13 protein-coding genes, 2 tRNA genes, 1 rRNA gene and 1 pseudogene (1 of these 17 cut by a window edge) are annotated in these 16,203 nt (G+C 42.9%); all 17 read right to left on the bottom strand.

The window, feature by feature from the left end:
* Nucleotides 1-893 (bottom strand): 16S ribosomal RNA (locus CLOL250_RS14045) (it extends 125 nt beyond the left edge of the window).
* Nucleotides 894-1,071: 178 nt separating this feature from the next.
* Nucleotides 1,072-1,160 (bottom strand) — tRNA-Ser (locus CLOL250_RS01685).
* A 47-nt stretch (nucleotides 1,161-1,207) separates the two neighbouring features.
* A tRNA-Ser gene (locus CLOL250_RS01690) sits at nucleotides 1,208-1,293 on the bottom strand.
* Nucleotides 1,294-1,416: 123 nt separating this feature from the next.
* Nucleotides 1,417-2,115, bottom strand: coding sequence for a 2-C-methyl-D-erythritol 4-phosphate cytidylyltransferase (ispD, locus tag CLOL250_RS01695; protein WP_008400253.1), 699 nt, complete (start codon nucleotides 2,113-2,115; stop codon nucleotides 1,417-1,419).
* Between the two features lie 128 nt (nucleotides 2,116-2,243).
* Nucleotides 2,244-3,269: a tRNA (adenosine(37)-N6)-threonylcarbamoyltransferase complex transferase subunit TsaD gene (gene tsaD / locus CLOL250_RS01700; RefSeq protein ID WP_446714944.1), complete on the bottom strand. Its 1,026-nt coding sequence runs from the start codon at nucleotides 3,267-3,269 to the stop codon at nucleotides 2,244-2,246.
* 35 nt (nucleotides 3,270-3,304) lie between these two features.
* Entirely contained in the window at nucleotides 3,305-4,213 is a 909-nt protein-coding gene (locus tag CLOL250_RS01705; protein ID WP_008400255.1) for a ribonuclease Z, read from the bottom strand.
* Between the two features lie 94 nt (nucleotides 4,214-4,307).
* Nucleotides 4,308-4,526, bottom strand: a complete 219-nt coding sequence (locus CLOL250_RS01710) for a hypothetical protein (protein ID WP_008400256.1) — start codon at nucleotides 4,524-4,526, stop codon at nucleotides 4,308-4,310.
* Between the two features lie 108 nt (nucleotides 4,527-4,634).
* Complete coding sequence (rimI, locus tag CLOL250_RS01715; protein ID WP_008400257.1) at nucleotides 4,635-5,138, bottom strand: ribosomal protein S18-alanine N-acetyltransferase; 504 nt, start codon at nucleotides 5,136-5,138, stop codon at nucleotides 4,635-4,637.
* The gene (gene tsaB, locus CLOL250_RS01720; protein ID WP_008400258.1) at nucleotides 5,131-5,841 is read right to left on the bottom strand and encodes a tRNA (adenosine(37)-N6)-threonylcarbamoyltransferase complex dimerization subunit type 1 TsaB; all 711 of its coding nucleotides are present in this window, start codon (nucleotides 5,839-5,841) and stop codon (nucleotides 5,131-5,133) included. The genes rimI and tsaB overlap by 8 nt, the downstream gene beginning before the upstream one ends.
* A 4-nt stretch (nucleotides 5,842-5,845) precedes the next feature.
* Nucleotides 5,846-6,274 carry a tRNA (adenosine(37)-N6)-threonylcarbamoyltransferase complex ATPase subunit type 1 TsaE gene (gene tsaE, locus CLOL250_RS01725; protein WP_443822405.1) on the bottom strand — a complete coding sequence of 143 codons (429 nt, stop codon included), beginning with the start codon at nucleotides 6,272-6,274 and terminating at the stop codon, nucleotides 5,846-5,848.
* On the bottom strand, nucleotides 6,274-6,753 hold the full coding sequence (locus CLOL250_RS01730) for a deoxycytidylate deaminase (RefSeq protein WP_044944606.1): 480 nt from the start codon (nucleotides 6,751-6,753) through the stop codon (nucleotides 6,274-6,276). Before CLOL250_RS01730 ends, tsaE begins: the two co-directional genes overlap by 1 nt.
* Before the next feature lie 97 nt (nucleotides 6,754-6,850).
* Nucleotides 6,851-8,065, bottom strand: coding sequence for a homoserine dehydrogenase (locus tag CLOL250_RS01735; protein WP_008400261.1), 1,215 nt, complete (start codon nucleotides 8,063-8,065; stop codon nucleotides 6,851-6,853).
* Nucleotides 8,066-8,103: 38 nt separating this feature from the next.
* Nucleotides 8,104-9,214 (bottom strand): peptide chain release factor 2 gene (prfB, locus tag CLOL250_RS01740; RefSeq protein ID WP_119963496.1). Its coding sequence is split into 2 segments (ribosomal slippage): nucleotides 8,104-9,138 and nucleotides 9,140-9,214, totalling 1,110 coding nucleotides; the frame shifts between segments, so codons are not numbered across the junction.
* A gap of 45 nt (nucleotides 9,215-9,259) precedes the next feature.
* Nucleotides 9,260-11,833, bottom strand: coding sequence for a preprotein translocase subunit SecA (gene secA, locus CLOL250_RS01745; protein ID WP_008400263.1), 2,574 nt, complete (start codon nucleotides 11,831-11,833; stop codon nucleotides 9,260-9,262).
* Between the two features lie 277 nt (nucleotides 11,834-12,110).
* Nucleotides 12,111-12,639 (bottom strand): annotated as a pseudogene (gene hpf / locus CLOL250_RS01750) (ribosome hibernation-promoting factor, HPF/YfiA family).
* A 310-nt stretch (nucleotides 12,640-12,949) separates the two neighbouring features.
* Nucleotides 12,950-14,299, bottom strand: a complete 1,350-nt coding sequence (locus tag CLOL250_RS01755; protein WP_044944609.1) for a C40 family peptidase — start codon at nucleotides 14,297-14,299, stop codon at nucleotides 12,950-12,952.
* A 161-nt stretch (nucleotides 14,300-14,460) separates the two neighbouring features.
* Nucleotides 14,461-16,197, bottom strand: a complete 1,737-nt coding sequence (pyk, locus tag CLOL250_RS01760; protein WP_008400269.1) for a pyruvate kinase — start codon at nucleotides 16,195-16,197, stop codon at nucleotides 14,461-14,463.
* Nucleotides 16,198-16,203: the final 6 nt, after the last annotated feature.

Below are 16,203 nucleotides of genomic sequence, written 5' to 3' on the forward strand. Positions count from 1 at the left end.
CAGATCCTTGAGTTCATTCTTGCGAACGTACTCCCCAGGTGGAATACTATGCGTGGCTGCGGCACCGAAGCCCTTTGGCCCCGACACTAGTATTCATCGTTTACGGCGTGGACTACCAGGGTATCTAATCCTGTTTGCTCCCCACGCTTTCGTGCCTCAGTGTCAGTAGCAGTCCAGTAAGTCGCCTTCGCCACTGGTGTTCCTCCTAATATCTACGCATTTCACCGCTACACTAGGAATTCCACTTACCTCTCCTGTACTCTAGTCAGGCAGTTTCCAAAGCAGTTCCGGGGTTAAGCCCCGGATTTTCACTTCAGACTTGTCTCACCACCTACGCACCCTTTACACCCAGTAAATCCGGATAACGCTTGCACCATACGTATTACCGCGGCTGCTGGCACGTATTTAGCCGGTGCTTCTTAGTCAGGTACCGTCATTATCTTCCCTGCTGATAGAGCTTTACATACCGAAATACTTCATCACTCACGCGGCGTCGCTGCATCAGGGTTTCCCCCATTGTGCAATATTCCCCACTGCTGCCTCCCGTAGGAGTTTGGGCCGTGTCTCAGTCCCAATGTGGCCGTTCACCCTCTCAGGCCGGCTACTGATCGTTGCCTTGGTGGGCCGTTACCTCACCAACTAGCTAATCAGACGCGGGTCCATCTCATACCACCGGAGTTTTTCACACTGTATCATGCGATACTGTGCGCTTATGCGGTTTTAGCAGCCGTTTCCAACTGTTATTCCCCTGTATGAGGCAGGTTACCCACGCGTTACTCACCCGTCCGCCACTCGATTGGATCAGTGCAAGCACCGATCCTCTCTCGTTCGACTTGCATGTGTTAAGCACGCCGCCAGCGTTCATCCTGAGCCAGGATCAAACTCTCATTAAAAATTTGTCCCGGGTTCAGATATGACTCTGGTCATTATCTATACCCTTTACTGTTCTTGGTTTGTATCAGACTTGCGTCTGTTACGTTCTTTTTGAAATTCTTTATTTGGAATTTCAGGGTTGTCATGTTGTTAATTTTTCAAGGTTCTTTGTTTTTCGCCTGTACCAGTAAAACTTAACGGAGAAGGAGGGATTTGAACCCTCGCGCCGCTATTAACGGCCTACTCCCTTTCCAGGGGAGCCCCTTCAACCGCTTGGGTACTTCTCCTAGTATCAAGCGCTTGAACTTTCCATCTTTGTTTATTGAAAAGTCAGCGGAGAGAGAGGGATTCGAACCCTCGCGCCCTTTCGGACAAACGGTTTTCAAGACCGCCTCGTTATGACCACTTCGATATCTCTCCATCCAGTTGTTTAAGTCTCCTTTTGACCGGCGACTTGTATATATTAGCACTTCTGTTTTTCTATGTCAACACATTTTTTCAAATATTTTCATTTTTTTGCAGCCGGCTTTTTCAGGTGCTTTTCTACGCCTGCTTTTGTAGAAATTCCTGTCCGATGCGCATATCCTCCGGCGTCGTGATCTTTATATTTGTATAGCTGCCCTCGATCACTTTCACCCGAATCTCGCCGTATTCCTCTACCACCATTGTATCGTCCGTTACCGGCAATGCTCCATCTACCCGTTTCTTCATCATCTTCTGATAACACTTCATCAGGCATTTGTAATCAAAGCTCTGCGGGGTCTGGATCTGCCACAGACACTCTCTTGCAGGTGTCGCCATTCCGATCTGATTTTCATTCACAATCTTGATCGTATCCTTTACGGGCATGCCGACTGTACATGCTTTATACTCTGCCAGTGTCCGAATTGATCTTACGATCATGTCCTGTGTCACAAATGGTCTCGCACCGTCATGAATCATAACATAATCCGTCTCCGAGCAGGCTCGCAAACCATTATATACGGAATCATACCGGTTCTCGCCGCCTTCTACTACAGATACAACCTTTGTAAAATGATATTTCTCCACGATCTCATGTCTACAATATTCCACGCTGTTTTTTCCTGTTACAAGAATGATGGCATCCACAGGACTTTCTTCAAAGGTTTTTAATGCATAATAAATTACAGGATAGCCTCCAAGCTCCATGAACTGTTTTTCAATTTTGCTGTGCATTCGGCTGCCTTTTCCTGCCGCAAGTATGATCGCCGTTGTCTTCATGTTTTCTCTTCTATCCTTTTATCTTTTTTGCCTTTACTATTTGTTTCTAAATTGTATTCTTTCACCAGATATTTACAAACGCTTACAATGCAGCAGAGTGATCTACATTCACTTCTTACCGTATCCTTCTACCGCTCGCCTAATTTCAGATTTGGAACTGCATTCAGATCCAGTCCGTGTCTGGTTCCTTTTATAAATTCATAATAACCGGCCGCTCCGATCATCGCTGCATTATCGGTACAAAGGATCGGCGCAGGATAATATAACCGAATTCCTGCTTTTTCACATGCCGCTTCCATTGATGCACGAAGTGCCGAATTGGACGCAACTCCACCTGCCAGCGCAACTTTATCCATGTCATATTTCTTGGCTGCATAGATGGTATGTTCTGTCAGCACATCCGTTACTGCTTTCTGGAAGGATGCCGCTACATCTGCGCGGTTGATCTCCTCATTCTTCATTTCTTTCTGATTGATATAATTCAAAACTGCTGACTTCAGACCACTGAAGCTGAAATCATATGCGGAATCGGAAATCTTTGCTCTAGGGAATTCGATTGCATCCGGATTTCCCTCTTTTGCAAGCTTATCCACCTTTGGTCCACCAGGATATCCAAGCCCGATAGCTCTTGCTACTTTGTCAAATGCTTCACCTGCCGCATCATCTCTGGTCACACCAAGGATCTCAAACTGTCCATAGTCTGTCACCTTTACCAAATGGGTATGTCCGCCGGATACAACCAGACACATAAATGGTGGTTCCAATGTCTTATCTTCTATAAAATTAGCGGCAATATGCCCTTCTATATGATGAACTCCTACTAACGGAATATTCTTTGCATAACTGATTGCCTTTGCCACTCCTACTCCGACCAATAGTGCTCCGACCAGTCCCGGACCATATGTTACTGCGATCGCATCTATATCATCCAGTGTACAATCTGCTTCCTTCAGTGCGCTCTTTATTACCTGATTCACCTTCTCGATATGCTTTCTTGACGCTATCTCAGGAACAACGCCACCATACAGTGTGTGAATGTCGATCTGTGAATATATAATATTTGATAATACTTCTCTGCCATTCACAACAACAGCTGCCGAAGTCTCATCGCAAGATGATTCGATTGCCAGAATCTTTATATCTTTTTTCTCCATTTTCATCTTCCTCTTTTTCCTGTTTACCGCATGTTTCATTCTTCAAACTTTAACGTTGTCTCCATCCGATCTTTTCCTGCAACCGCAGCCGGAAATATCTTTCTTACTTCATCTATATACTGCATCGGTTTGATCAGCGACGGACTGTAATGCGTCAGCCACATCCGTTTTACTTCTGCCTCTTTCGCAATCTCTGCCGCCTCATACATCGTCATATGCCTGTGGGAGACTGCTTTTTCATATTTATCCGGCTCCCCATACATACCTTCGCAGATAAACAAGTCTGAGCCTGCCGCATGTTTTGTAATAAGTGGTGTCGGACGAGTATCTGTACAATATGTGACCTTAAGTCCTTTCCGGTCCGGTCCCATAACCATATCCGGTGTATAGAGCCTGCCGTCCACTTCTATCGTCATGCCCTTCTGCAATGTATTCCAGATCTGCATCGGAACCTCCTGCGCACGCGCACGTTCCACATCAAATTTACCGGCACGGTCAAGTTCAAATGAATATCCATAACAGGTAACATTATGGTTTACTCGATATGCATTTGCCCGCAATCCACATATCTCAAATTCTTCTTCCTCTTCTGTCAGTTCTTTGAACTGAATCTCAAACGGAAGCTCCGGCGCGATCACACGTAGAGAATTCACTACTCGCTCCAGCCGTTTCGGACCGACCATCAGAACCGGGTCCTTTCGCTCTGCGTTTCCGATCGTCAGAAGCAATCCCGGCAGTCCACTGATATGATCTGCATGAAAATGCGTGAACAAGATCACATCGATCGGTTTAAAACTCCACCCCTGCTGTTTGACTGCTACCTGCGTTCCTTCACCACAATCAACTAATATAGAGCTGCCATTATATCGTATCATCATGGATGTCAACGCTCTGTACGGAAGTGGCATCATTCCGCCTGTACCAAGCAAACATACATCTAACATATTCTATCCTCCAACTTCTATCTCCGCTCTGTCTGTAAACCGCTTTTCCCGTAAGGAAAAAAGAGTCATTCTATATACAAATGACTCTCTGGTTCTACATATATTCTGCCGTTTCTTCTCTCTGTACCGGTACTGCAAAGCTGCCTGACAACCGATCATAGCAGTCTTCACATATACAGATCCTGTGGGTTTCTCCATCTTTTTTTGAGAAGTAGCCCCACTTTTTTGAAATTATAATTGCATCTTCCATCAAAATGTCATTTCTGACTGACAATTCTTTCCCACACATATTACAACGTATTACTTCTATCATGATCTCCTCCTGATCCTCCGATTGCCCGGTGGTCTCTGTATCTTTTCTATTGTCGATTATAATAAAAAAGGCACATCTTTTGTAGTGGGAATTCCTGTCATCTATATATTATGAATGTGAACACTTCAGTTCCATAATAACAGCATCTTCTGTTGGTTTTTTATAATAATCTTTCCTTCTGGAAATCTCATCAAAGCCTAGCGATTCATACATTGATATTGCTGCATCATTAGACTCACGAACCTCTAAGAAAATCTTTTCTCCATCGTCTTCTACACACATACGAATCATTTCCTTCATCAGTCTGTGTCCGATTCCGCATTTCCTGTAATCTTTATCAACAGCAATTCGAAGCAGTTCACAATCCTCGCATGGTGCGGTAAAAATGCAATAACCAACCACCTTATCATCCTTCGTTGTGTCAACTGCTGTAAGTACAGTATCATATGTTCCATACATGGATGTAGCAACCATCTGCTCATTCCAGGAACTCATAAATACTTTTTCTCCCAGAGAAACAATATCAAGCAACTGCTCCTCATCGCCTTCTCTTATCTCAATGTTGTCTAAATAGGGCCCCGCCGCCCCGCCATCACTGACGCTATTACTCATTTCCTTCACCTTTCTCTTTTCTTTCTCTTTCTGCCTGAGACATTCTCAGATATTCAGGAGCAAAATCGTCTCCATTTATATACTGTTCATGCGCATACCGGCAAGCTCCGGCATATGCGACTGATCCGGCTCTCTGTTTGTTCAGATGTGCCGGTGCCAGACACGCATGTTTCATCTTTGACAGGATCAGAGATCCATACACCTGTATGCCATCACCTGTAAACTGCACTTCTTCATCTTTTTCAAGAAGCAGATCGATCAATTCATTCACATCCATCGGTATCTGCTCCATCTCTGTAACCAGATTGCCTGATTTATCAAATCTGTACAATCCGGTATAGACCTGATTCCTTCTGGCATCCATGATCGGACAGATAAGTCTGCCACTTCCCCAGAAATTATATGCAAGCCCTTCCAGTGTCGGTACAGGTATGATCGGCTTATCAAGTGCAAGCGACAAGCCTTTTACTGTCGCCGCTCCGATCCGCAGTCCTGTAAATGAACCGGGTCCTGCTGCGATTGCTATCGCATCTACTGTATCAAGCTCAATGCCTGCTGCTTTTACAACCTCATCCAGCATCGGAAGCAAGGTTTGTGAATGTGTCTTTTTATTGTTTACCGTAAATTCTGCAACCAGATTGTCATTTTCTAATAAGGCAACGGATGCAACCAGCCCTGAGCTGTCCAGAGCAAGGATCTTCATAGTTTTAAACCTCTTCTATCGTTATCTTTCTATAATCTACCCCTTTTTCAAGGTCTTTTTCAATCGTTATCTTCTGATAATGTTCCGGAAGAATCTCTTCGATCAGATTTGCCCATTCGATCAGACATACGCCATTACCATATACCATCTCATCATAGCCAATCTCTTCCATCTCATCTACATCTCCGATTCGATAGACATCAAAATGATATAGCGGAAGTCTTCCATCATCATACTCCTTTACAATCGTAAATGTCGGACTGTTCACAATATCATCGACACCTAGGCCTTTGGCAAATCCCTGCGAAAATATCGTCTTTCCGACACCCAAGTCTCCAAAGAAACAGAAAACCTGCCCCGGAGCAGCCTGTTCGCCAAGCTCCCGCCCGATTCTGTATGTGTCTTCTCTGCTGTTACTTTCCTTTACAATCATCATAAATCTATCGTAATCTTCTTTCCTTTTACTTCGTATGGTCGATAAGCAACCCCGGCCATATCAAACATTCTCTTCGATGCCATTGTACTGTCAGTACTTGCATATTTATCCGACAGATAGATAACCTCCTTTATTCCGCACTGAATGATCGCTTTCGCACATTCATTACAAGGGAATAAGGTTGAATAAAGTCTTGCATCTTTTAAACTGCCGCCTCTGTAATTCAGGATGGCATTCAATTCCGCATGGCATACAAAGAAATATTTATTGTTCAATGGATCACCGATCTTTCCCCATGGCATGATGTCATCTTCGCATCCGGCAGGCATACCATTATACCCTTCCGACAGAATACGATTATTATCGTCTACGATACATGCGCCAACCTGAGTTGACGGGTCTTTACTTCTCTCTGCCGACAGCAGTGCAATTCCCATAAAATACTGATCCCAGCTAATGTAATCGGCTCTTTTCATCGGTGTCCTCCTTTTCTTTCTATCTGAGTATCTCGTTATTTCCATATGCAGATAACACATTTTTCAACGGTCATCTAAGGTTATACAACTTTTTTCTCTAAAATGCTACTCTGATTATGCTGTAAATTTTATCAATTTTAGCTATAGCATCAGCAAAACTGCCCTCAGTCATGGCTGAAGTTATAAATGCAAGTTCTCCATCTATGCCTTCTGCTGTTACATATGTCACATCACCAAATAATTTCTGAACCTCTTCTTTGGTAATAGAATCCGCACTCACACGCACAAAGAAACGATTAACCGCATCTCTGAAATCACCGATCGGAAGCGGCTCTGCATCCCAGCTTGCCATAATATTCTTACCCATATGTTTTACTTCGTCTACAACATCGGATACAACGGCGGATGCTGTTGGAAGCTTTCCTGCTCCTCTGCCGTAGAACATAATATCATCTACAACATTTCCATGTACAAATATTCCATTGAATACATCATGGATACCGGATAACGGATGATTCTCATCTAACATCATAGGTGCAACGAAGGAATATAAGGTATCTCCTTCCTTTTTAGTCGTACCTACTAATTTGATCGATACGCCAAGTGCATCTGCATATTTGAAATCTTCTGTTGAGATCTTTGTGATTCCTTCTGTATGGATCTTAGTATAATCCAGATGTTTTCCATATACGATAGAAGTCAGGATTGCGATCTTTCTACACGCATCTCCACCTTCTACGTCTGCTTCCGGATTTCTTTCTGCATATCCCAGATCCTGTGCCTGCTTCAGCACTTCATCATAAGATGCACCTTCCTGATCCATCTTGGTCAGGATATAATTTGTTGTTCCGTTTAAGATACCTGTGATCTCTGTTACTTCATCTGCTGTGATAGAGGTATTTAATGGACGGATGATCGGAATACCACCGCCAACAGATGCCTCAAATAAGAAATTCACATTGTTCTCTTTTGCGATCGCAAGTAATTCCGGTCCGTGAGAAGCTACCAGTTCCTTATTGGATGTTGCTACACTCTTGCCTGCTGCAAGGCACTGTTTTACAAATGTATAGGCAGGATTGATTCCTCCCATTACTTCAACAACAACCTTTACTTCATCATCGTTTAAGATGTCATTGAAGTCATGTGTCAGTATCTGCTGTACAGGATCTCCCGGGAAATCTCTCAGATCAAGAACATACTTGATGTTAATCTCTTCTCCTGCTCTCTTATTGATGATCTCATGGTTTGTATTGATAACCTCAACCACACCTGAACCAACTGTACCATAACCTAACACTGCTATATTTACCATGTGGATGTCTCTCCTTTTGCATTCTTTTTTGTATATTACTACTCACTCCGGCTGCACCATTTTAAATATGCATTCATAAATCCGTCGAGTTCTCCATCTAAAACTGCGGCAACATTTCCGCTTTCTTCGCCTGTCCGGTGATCCTTCACCATCGTATACGGCTGCATAACATAAGACCGGATCTGGCTTCCGAATCCATTCTCCAATATCTCACCTCGAATGTCCGAAATCTTATCCAGGTTCTCCTGTTTCTTGATCAGATACAACTTAGACTTCAGCATCTGCATAGCCTTGTCCTTATTCATATGCTGTGAACGCTCATTCTGGCATTGTACTACGATACCGGTCGGAATGTGCGTGATACGAACCGCCGATGATGTCTTATTGATGTGCTGTCCACCGGCTCCGCTCGATCTGTAAGTATCGATTCGGAGATCATCTTCATTGATATCCACTTCCAGATCTTCCTCTATCTCCGGTATCACATCGCAGGAAGCAAATGAAGTCTGTCGCTTGCCTGCTGCATTGAACGGTGAAATACGAACCAGACGATGTACGCCTTTTTCTGATTTCAAATATCCGTATGCATTCTGCCCGCTGATCTGGATCGTAACCGACTTGATGCCAGCCTCATCACCTTCCAGATAGTCAAGTACTTCCACCTTAAAACCATGTTTCTCCGCCCATCTGGTATACATTCTGTATAACATCGATGTCCAATCACAGGACTCTGTTCCACCGGCTCCTGCATGAAGTGTCATAACGGCATCATAACCATCAAACTCACCCGACAGCAGAAGACTGATCCTGTAATTTTCGAATTCCTTCTGAAATGCAGTCAGCATCTCACCGATCTCCTCTATCATAGAGGAATCGCCCTCTTCTTCCGCCATCTGAATCAGGGTTTCGATATCCGAAAAATCCTGTTCCAACTTCTGATATTCCTCCAGCGAATCCTGCAGCTTCTTTAACTGCCTAGAAACACTGGTTGACTTTGCTACATCATCCCAGAAGCCAGGCTGTTCCATCTCATATTGTAATTTTCCTATGCTGTCTTTTCTGCCAGCGATGTCAAAGTGAATCCCTTACTTCCATTAATGGTTGTCTGTACTGATTCAGTGTGAACTTAAACTGGTCTGTCTCTATCATTAATTTCTCACCTACTTTATCGGTTGCAGCTGCAACACATTATTTCTATTCGTTCCGTCCGCAGCAGTTCTTATATTTCTTACCGCTGCCGCATGGACACAAATCATTTCTTCCGATTTTTTTTGCTTTCTTTACAGGTCCTCTGGATACAGTATCATCCTTGTTTGTTCCTGTAACCTTATTTACTTCTTCACGTTCAACCTTCTGTTCAACCTTAACACGGAGAAGCAGTTTTACTGTATCCTCCTGAATTGCTCTTGTCATCTCATTGAACATGTCATAACCGGCAAACTTGTATTCTACAACAGGATCTCTCTGACCCAGCGACTGAAGCCCGATACCCTGCTTTAACTGTTCCATATCGTCGATATGGTCAGTCCATTTTCTATCAATTACCTTCAGAAGGATAATACGCTCGATCTCACGCATATCTTCCGGACTTGGGAATTCTTTTTCTTTCTCATGGTAGAGTTCCACAGCCTCATTATACAATCTCTCTTTGAGTTCTTCTGTGTCACCCTTTTTAATCTCATGCTCAGTAAGTGCGATTGGTTCTGTAAATGGAATGATCTCACGGATCATATTGTCAAGCTCTACAATATTCCATTCTTCCGGTGCCGCTTCTGATGAGCATACGATATCCACACATGCACCGATATCATCCTTGAGCATCTTCAGGATAACTTCATGCATATCTTCACCATCTAAGACTCTCCGACGCTCCTTATAAATGATCTCTCTCTGTTCGTTATTTACACGATCATACTCTAACAGATTCTTTCTGATCGCAAAGTTGTTACTTTCAATCTTCTTCTGCGCCTTTTCTACGAAGTTCGAAATCGTCTTATGCTGAATCTCCTCGCCCTCCGGAATCTTCAATGTATCATAAAGGCTCATAACACGTTCGGAACCAAATAATCTCATCAGATCATCTTCCAGAGACAGGTAGAATTTGGATTCACCCGGATCTCCCTGACGACCGGAACGTCCACGGAGCTGATTATCGATTCGTCTGGACTCATGACGTTCTGTACCAATGATACGAAGTCCGCCAAGTTCAGCAACGCCCTCGCCAAGCTTAATATCCGTACCACGACCAGCCATGTTCGTTGCGATCGTAACTGCATTCTTCTGACCTGCTTCTGCAACGATCTCTGCCTCAAGCTCATGGAACTTTGCATTTAATACCTTATGTGGAATCTTTTTCTTGCTGAGCATATGGCTGAGTTCCTCAGATGCATCAATATTGATCGTACCAACCAGAACAGGCTGTCCTTTTCTGTAACTCTCATTGATCTGCTCAACAATAGCGTTTAATTTCTCTTTCTTTGTCTTGAAGATAGAATCCGGACGGTCAATTCTCTGTACAGGAAGGTTGGTCGGGATCTCTACAACATCCATGCCGTAGATCTCTCTGAATTCTTCTTCCTCTGTACTTGCTGTACCTGTCATACCCGCTTTCTTCTCAAACATATTGAAGAAGTTCTGGAATGTGATCGTCGCAAGTGTCTTGGATTCTCTCTTAACCTTTACATTTTCCTTTGCCTCGATCGCCTGATGCAGTCCATCTGAGAAACGACGGCCCGGCATGATACGTCCTGTAAATTCATCAACGATCAGAACCTCATCATCCTTTACAACGTAATCACGGTCACGGAACATCAGGTTATGTGCACGAAGTGCAAGAATAATGTTATGCTGGATCTCGATATTCTCAGGATCGGACAGGTTCTCAATATGGAAGAACTGCTCTACTTCCTTTACACCGTTTGCTGTCAGCATAACGTATTTGTCTTTTTCATTTACAAGAAAATCTCCGTCTTCCTCGATCGCTGTATTCATCAGCATATCCATCTTGGATATCTCGCCATCACCTTCACCACGCTTCATACGTCTTGCAAGGTAATCGCACATTTTATAAAGCTCTGTTGATTTACCACTCTGTCCTGAAATGATCAGAGGGGTTCTCGCCTCATCGATCAATACTGAGTCGACCTCATCGATTACGCAATAATGAAGTCCTCTTAACACAAGCTTTTCTTTATAGATAACCATGTTATCTCTTAAGTAATCGAAACCGAGTTCGTTATTTGTTACATAAGTGATGTCGCATGCATATGCGTCACGTCTTTCATCATTTGTAGATGAATTCAAAATAATACCAACTGTAAGTCCAAGAAACTCATGAACCTTACCCATCCATTCCGCATCACGCTTTGCCAGGTAATCGTTAACTGTTACGACCTGAACACCCTTGCCCTCCAGTGCGTTTAAGTATACAGGAAGTGTAGATACAAGTGTCTTACCTTCACCGGTTTTCATCTCGGCGATACGTCCCTGATGTAATACAACACCACCGATCAACTGTACTCTGTAATGCTTGATGCCAAGCACTCTGTATGCAGCCTCTCTTACAACTGCAAATGCTTCTACCAACAGATCATCAAGAGTTTCTCCATTTGCAAGTCTATCTTTGAACTCTGTTGTCTTTGCTCTTAATTCCTCATCGGACAATGCCTGCATATCAGAATCAAGTGCTTCTATCTTGTCCACAATAGGAGCGATCTTCTTCAGTTCTTTCTCACTATGTGTGCCAAATACTTTTTCAAATAATCCCATTCTATTATTCTCCTAACTGTTTTCTTGGTTTCGTATCCAAATCTTGTTACTCAGGGTACATAATACCATCATATGAAATTTATATCAAGAATGAATCTGAAAAGCTTTGGTAAAGCATTATGAAATAACGCTAAAGCCCGATAACTTTTCACGCAAAAAAGAGCCGCCAGCGTTGATATTCTGGCGACCCTTCTCTTTATCCATAAATCTCTGCAGCTACACATCTGCCAATCCTTTCGGATCTGCTTCTGTAAGCTTCCTGTGTGGCAGGTTGAGATTAAAATTCCGGTTCGATCAATCCGTATGTGTTACCTTTTCTCTTATAGACAACATTTACTTCTTCTGTCTCAGCGTTTCTGAATACATAGAAATTATGTCCAAGCAGATCCATCTGGATGCATGCATCTTCCGGATACATAGGCTTTACTGCAAATTTCTTGCATCTTACGATCTTGATCTCGTCATCTTCATCTGTTTCTTCTTCTACAAATGAATTCTGGAGATATGCTGCATTCTGCTCCTTGTCGATCAGCTTCTTCTTATGCCTGTTCACCTGTCTCTCAATCACTTCCAGCACAAGATCGATCGATACATACATATCATCACTTACCTGTTCTGCACGAATGATATGTCCTTTCATAGGAATCGTAACTTCTATCTTCTGTCTGTCTTTCTCTACACTAAATGTAACCTGTGCAACAGCATCTTCTGCGAAATATTTCTCAAGCTTGGACAGCTTGTCATATACTGCATTCTTTAAGCCTTCAGTAACATCGATTATTTTTTCCACTAATTATGTAATTCATGTTGCCCAACTCCTTCTTTTTCGGGGATTCCCGAATTGATAGTCTTATTATAGCATAAACCATCATTTTTTCAAGTCATTTTAAACAAAAGGAAGGCGTCTTCTTTCTGTTTTTTAGTCAAATTAACAATTAATTTATATAATTTATGAAAACTACACAAATACATCTGTATCTTTTTTCTGTATGAAAATATATCTTTAGCTGTAAAGACTCCTTTCGATAAAAATAAAAAAAGAAAAGCCGGTACATATCGGGAGGAACAACATATCCTCTCACTATATACCGGCTTTTCTTCTATTTCTGTAGTCCTTTATTGTCCAAGCAGTCTGACTGCCTTAACAGGTGTTCTGTAGTTATATACCGATGTCTTGATACCGGTTGCTTCTGTACTTGCATGTACTACCATGCCGCCACCTGTGTAGATCGCCACATGTCCGATATCTCCTTCTGAACCATAGAACAACAGGTCACCCGGTTCCAGTTCTGAAAGACTTACTTCTGTTCCGTAATAAGACTGAGCTGTTGCGGAATGTGGAAGTGAAATTCCAAAGTGTGCATATACTGATAATGTAAATCCTGAACAGTCAGCACCGTTTGTAAGGCTTGTACCACCATATACATAAGGGTTACCGACAAACTGTAATGCATAATTTGCAAGATCAACACCGGTCGATCCACTGGATGGTACAGGATCCGGAGTAGATGGAGCCTCTGTTGTAGGAGCTTCCGTCGCAGGTGCTTCTGTTGAAGGAGCCTCTGTCGTCTGTGAGCTTGAACTGCTGCCGTTGTCTGATGACTGACCGTCACCTGAGCTGTTGTTCTGAGCTGCCTGCTGCTGTCTCTGTCTCTCTGCCTCTGCTTCTTCCTGTTTTCTCTTTGCTTCTTCCTCTGCTGCTATTCTTGCAGCTTCTGCTTCCTCTACTGTTACAGCCTTTACCGTATTGTAGGATATCTCAACGTAATCGGAACTTACATATCCGCTTACACTGTCATCGATCTGGAGCTGTGTCCATCCGTCTGACTGACTTAACACTTCATATGTCTGTCCGCCGGGAATCTGGGTTACGCAATCACTGTCACCATCTGCCTGCTCACGAACATTCAAGGTCTCTGTTGTTATGGTAGCAAGCTTGCTGCAATGTTCTTCCGCATATGCTCCTGCATCATCACCGAACACCAGATAATCATTCTTTATGTATCCCTCGCAGTTACCGGATGCGATTTTCGTCCATGTATCACCTTTTTCTTTTACAAGAGCAATTCCGTTTGCTGCAAGTGTTCCAACCAGCTCGCCATCTTCACTTGCGGTTGCTCTGATATTTACAGAATCGGAAACTGTTGTAAGGCAACGATCCTGAAACTGCGGATACTTACATGTCACTTCTTCCGCCTGTGCAGATACTGTTTTATCCTTTTTTGTTGTCTTCTTGCTATTCTTCTTATCAGCTGTCTCTGTCGTTGTCTGTTCTTCTGTCTTCGCAGATATTGTATCCTCTGTTGTATCCAACTGAACAGATTCTACATAACGATCAAGAACGGACGAGATACCGATATTGGAATCATCATAAACACTGTTTGCTTTTATCACACCAAATGCTGTCGTTGCTGCCAGACTTACGGTCATAACTGCAACTGAAATTCTTCTGGTTGTCTTCGACATTTTATTACCTCCCATACAAATGCCATGTTGCCAAACATTTGTTACGAAAATGTTACATTTCTGGTTCATTATAGCAACATTACTAATGCTTGTCAACATGGCAATTCATGGATTTTATACGTTTTCCCTTAATTTCTTAAAATTTAAGATTTGTTACAGAGCTATGAAACAACTACTCCGTCTTTTGCTTTTACCGTAACAATTGCTCCGGTTTTCAGAATCTGTGTTGCATTTTTCGCTCCTATAATAACCGGGATATCCCTGCTTAAACCAACAATTGCTGCATGCGAATTCTTTCCGTCCTTCTCACATACGATCGCTGAAGCAGTTTTTAACTGCTCCATGATATTATTGCTGGTTTCTTTCATAACGATAATATCACCGGAATTGTAGTTTTTTATTAATTCTTCCTCTGAATCAGCTACACACAAGGGGGCACATACAGATTTTTCGTTTACAGAAACTCCCTTAACCAGAATGTGTCCAACTACATGTACTTTGATCAGGTTGGTTGTTCCGGTAACGCCAAGCGGAACCCCCGCAGTAATAACAACGATTTCTCCATCCTTAATATAATGGTTTCTCTTAGCCGCCTCTACCGAATGCTCAAACAGATCATCAGTATTATTCTCCTCTGCGATCAGAAGTGGCTGAACACCCCATGAAAGGTTCAGCTGTCTGCAGACCTTCTCAACCGGTGAACATCCGATGATCGGGCATTTCGGTCTGTATTTGGAGATCATGCGGGCAGTTTTTCCGGATTTGGTTACAGTTACGATTGCCGCCGCACCAAGATCGATCGCAGTTGTGCAAGTCGCATGAGAAATAGCGCTGGTGATATCCGGATTCTGGATATTTCCTCTCTCATAAAAACGTTTTGTATAATCAATATCTTCTTCTGCACGCTCTGCAATCTTGATCATGGTATGAAGTGCCTCTACCGGATACTTACCTGCTGCAGTCTCACCGGAAAGCATGATTGCACTTGTTCCGTCGTAGATCGCATTTGCAACGTCTGTCGCCTCTGCTCTCGTTGGTCTTGGATTCTTGATCATGGAATCAAGCATCTGTGTCGCTGTCACAACCTGTTTATCAGCATTGTATACTTTCTTAATGATCATCTTCTGGATAACAGGGACATCTTCTAACGGAATCTCAACACCCATATCGCCACGGGCTACCATAATACCATCTGACACGCGGATGATCTCGTCGATATTCTCAACTCCCTGCATATTCTCAATTTTGGAAATGATATTGATATTATCGCATCCATGCTCATCTAAGATCTTGCGGATCTCCAATACATCATCTGCAGTTCTTACAAAGGAAGCAGCAATGAAATCAAAATCATTTTCTATACCGAATATAATGTCCGAGCGATCCTGGTCGCTGATATATGGCATAGACAGATTTACGCGTGGTACGTTTACCCCTTTGTGATTTGATACCGGTCCGCCATTTACCACACGACAAACTATCTTACTCTCTGATACCTGTTCCACTGTCATCTCGATCAGTCCGTCATCGATAAGGATCGTATTACCCGGCTTTACGTCATTTACAAGGTTCTTATATGTGATCGAAACCATCTTCTCATCACCCTCTACCTCATCGGTTGTAAGTGTGAATGTCTGACCCGGTTTCAGTTCGATCTTTCCGTTTTTGAAATCTTTAACACGAATTTCCGGTCCCTTTGTATCAAGCAGTGTTGCAACAGGAAGATTCAGTTCTGTTCTGAATTTCATAATACGTTCCATATTGCGTTTATGCTGTGCATGATCTCCATGTGAAAAGTTAAATCGAGCAACATTCATTCCCTCGATCATAAGCCGTCTTAAAATATCATCATCATCCGTTGATGGTCCTAATGTACATATAATTTTTGTTTTACGCATACTGCC

The sequence above is a fragment of the Clostridium sp. L2-50 genome (assembly GCF_000154245.1).
Lineage (GTDB): Bacteria > Bacillota > Clostridia > Lachnospirales > Lachnospiraceae > Coprococcus.